Origin of the sequence: Paenibacillus sp. N3.4 (assembly GCF_008017805.1) — a bacterium.
Lineage (GTDB): Bacteria > Bacillota > Bacilli > Paenibacillales > NBRC-103111 > Paenibacillus_E.
The window spans coordinates 1-3,121 of record NZ_VRTT01000169.1 but is presented as its reverse complement, the minus strand read 5'-3'; the positions used below and the strand labels follow the sequence as shown (position 1 = coordinate 3,121).

Annotated in this window: 4 protein-coding genes; all 4 read right to left on the bottom strand. The window is 35.8% G+C overall.

From position 1 onward, the window contains the following. Positions 1-194 precede the first annotated feature (194 nt). The 4 genes from FU659_RS34660 to FU659_RS34650 all read right to left on the bottom strand — a co-directional run bounded on the left by FU659_RS34660 (position 195) and on the right by FU659_RS34650 (position 2,634). Entirely contained in the window at positions 195-500 is a 306-nt protein-coding gene (locus FU659_RS34660) for a hypothetical protein (RefSeq protein ID WP_147951692.1), read from the bottom strand. Positions 501-642: 142 nt separating this feature from the next. Continuing rightward, positions 643-807 (bottom strand): hypothetical protein, encoded by a 165-nt coding sequence (locus tag FU659_RS36190; RefSeq protein WP_187274622.1) that lies wholly within the window; start codon positions 805-807, stop codon positions 643-645. A gap of 246 nt (positions 808-1,053) precedes the next feature. Then, entirely contained in the window at positions 1,054-1,812 is a 759-nt protein-coding gene (locus FU659_RS34655; protein WP_315971410.1) for a tyrosine-type recombinase/integrase, read from the bottom strand. Positions 1,813-1,920: 108 nt separating this feature from the next. Beyond that, positions 1,921-2,634 (bottom strand): hypothetical protein, encoded by a 714-nt coding sequence (locus FU659_RS34650; RefSeq protein ID WP_147951691.1) that lies wholly within the window; start codon positions 2,632-2,634, stop codon positions 1,921-1,923. Between the last annotated feature and the right edge of the window lie 487 nt (positions 2,635-3,121).

Sequence of the window (3,121 nt, the reverse complement as noted above, 5' to 3'; positions counted from 1 at the left end):
GCAGTTATAGCAGAACAAGTCGCACTTCCTCGTTACTCATTGAATTGGGATATGTTAAACTGGTCCTAATGCATATTTTTCACGGTATTTGTTGATCTGTGATTCATTCTAAACACACTAACAGACATTAATTAGCCTCCAAACTTCGCGCTATATTCTGAAAATGATTAGAATATCGTTCCCAGTTAGTTCAGCTATCCTTTCTTTAAATAACTTAAAGACAATAAGCCTTTGACAAAACATGCCATACTGATAGCCCAAATTACGCCGATCACAGCAATAGTCACAGAGTTATTTATTGAACTTGTAAAAGCTCTAGTTTCAAGTATTCTTATCCAAGTCAAAGCGCCAAAAGTAAATAATATCAGATGACTCAAAAACCACCCAAAGCCACGCTTCTTAAATTTTATCATCAAGCCAATCACTAGCACTACAACAGGAATTATTACAATTAGTAAGCCTATTCTCAGTAATACAGTGACTTCTTCTTCCATAAGCATGAAAAACACCACCCCGTTCTCAAGCCTAACAAATATCCCCATATATTCAGACTCTGTAAATACAGTAAAAGTTGCGTTAAACTGCCCTTTAGCTTAATAAAAACAAGGATCAGTTAGTGATATATAATCTACTCTTTGTTTTTCAACTATCAATTTCAATTTCCTTTCCTGTGATCGGATAGGTACGTACTATCTCCACAATCACTTTCAAACACTCGCTACTGGATAGATCAGCATCAAAAACATACCCTTCTATGTATTTACGCAACTTCTTTATGAGAAACTCTTCCGTTTCCTGGTATTCCATGCACGCAGCTCCTTACTAGTCACTATTATATGTCTTGCTTAGTTTCCCAAAACAGCATGACAACCGCCTAATCGAAGCCTTGTTTTAGTCAACTGACTACCGACCTGGAGTAAAGGTGTTATTAATCTGATTCAAACCATCATTACAAAAGGGCAGAGGACACCTAAAAGAATCGACGATAAAGTTCTCTTCTGCGCTCGCCGCGGAGCTGTGCATATATTTGAGTGGTCGATGCCTTCTCATGTCCTAGCATGCTTGAATGAAATCCAAAGGTGCTCCGTTATCCAGTAACTGGAACGCATAAGTATGACGAAAACGATGAGGGTACACGTTGGTTGCGACCTCTCCCCGATCTGCAAGCCGTTTTATTGACCACCTGATCGTGGGAATGGCCATCCTGCGAGTAGGATAAGTGTCAGTTACAAACAAGGCTTTACAGGAGTCCTTGCGACTTGTCAGATACTTCTTCAACCAGACCTTGCACTCAGTAGTGAAATAAACTTCTCTTTGCTTCGATCCCTTACCATTGACGATTGCAGAGCAATTCTCCCAGTTCAAATCTTCAATGTTTATCTTTTGTACTTCTCCAACTCGGCAACCGGTAGTGTACAAAAACTCTAGAAGAGCTCGTTCCCGCATGGATAGACAAGAGATCTTCAAATGGATCACATCTTCCTCGATTAAAAACTTCGGAATACGTTTTTCCATCTTAGGCTCTCTTAATTTTAGAGATGGATTTGATGTTAGGTAGGTTTCTTCGTAAGCAAAGCGAAACAAAGATCTAACAAAGCGGATACGATGCCCTAAACTACTTGGCTTCAATCGATCAGATTGTTTCGCTAAATATTCCTTTAACAGCTGTAGGGTAACATCTGAAATATGGATATCGCCAAGTTCATTAACCAGCATTTTTAGCTGCAGGGCGTAGGCTTTTAGAGTTTGTATACTAAATCCCTGGATACGCTTATCGGCCTCATACAGTTTCCACAATTGACTTATATTCATAATAAAACCTCCCATTAGTCCTAATAATTCTAGGTTTTCTTCTAATAGGAGGTTTTAATCTGTTTATATTGAACTAGCGTCTCCCGTTAGCGTAATAATTCACTTGAATTAAGAACTATTTTTGTTTTTTATTTCATCTAGTATTTTACCAGCAATAGCGGCTACCACAATAATCTCTACTAATTTTGTAAACAAAATATGTACTATAACAAGAAAACGATATGAATCCATGTCAACAATACTTTTTATTGTGTTACCAACACTTTCAGAGGCTGGAATTGAGTAAGCTATAGTGTAGGAGGCATATATACAGTCTGAAAAGGGAATGTCCTTATTAAAATTAAGGTCTGCGTTACTCCTAAAATAGTAAAACTCAGAAAATATAAGATGTGGGATAGCGATGGCAAATAAAATAGCAACAATGAAGAAGGGGATTTTGGTATTAATTGAATTAATACTTAATTTATTTATACTGATAATAACTAAATCCGCTAAAAAAACAATTAAAATTAAGAACAACTCAATATATATAACCCAGATAAATGTATTCGTATATAATTCACAGAATGCATCAATCCTTGGGTGTAATGGTCCTTCTACTCCTCCATCAGCTTGGATTAAATACTCTATGTTATTAATAAACACATTAAATTTCTTTATAATAATTGATTGCAAATATATAAGAATAATAGAACAGAAATGCAAAAATGGTGACATTATTTTCTTTTTTCTTGCAATATAGATGCTTAAATAACAAATAAAAACCAAAACTAATAAAGGAATAATTGTTAGACATCCTGTTAAAAGCAAAGCTAGGAACAAGACTGTAGCCTCCTTATTACATTTCTTAGAAAGGTTGCTTCTCTAAACTGTCGTCATTATCCTGCCCGTTTGTTGAGCAAATCTGCCCTTTAGCTGAGCGAAGGGCTGCCACGCGGCAGCGGGAACATGGTGTTATATGATGTCGACGACTTCTTTGAACAATCTCTCAAATATAAATTAATTTATTATTCTAACTGGACCACCAAGATCAGAGGTTAAGAGTTTGGTCAAATATATTAATAAACCTAAATGTACAACAAATAAAATCCAAAATATTAACTTGTTTTTCTTTCTAATCCATCTCAATCCAAAACAAATAGAAAGCGAAGCTATTAACCCTAAGAACATCATGAGATAAAAATAATAATAAAGATTATGGTTTAATAAATTACTCAACTTTCGCACCTACGAAAAGCTAGTTGAGCCTTATGGTTGCAAGGGTTAATGGAGAAATTTTGCTCATCTTGACAGAAAAACACCCTCTTTG

Coding starts and splice junctions, on each gene's coding strand:
- FU659_RS34660 (WP_147951692.1), bottom strand. CDS start 500: ATGCTTATGGAAGAAGAAGTCACTGTATTACTGAGAATAGGCTTACTA.
- FU659_RS36190 (WP_187274622.1), bottom strand. CDS start 807: ATGGAATACCAGGAAACGGAAGAGTTTCTCATAAAGAAGTTGCGTAAA.
- FU659_RS34655 (WP_315971410.1), bottom strand. CDS start 1,812: ATGAATATAAGTCAATTGTGGAAACTGTATGAGGCCGATAAGCGTATC.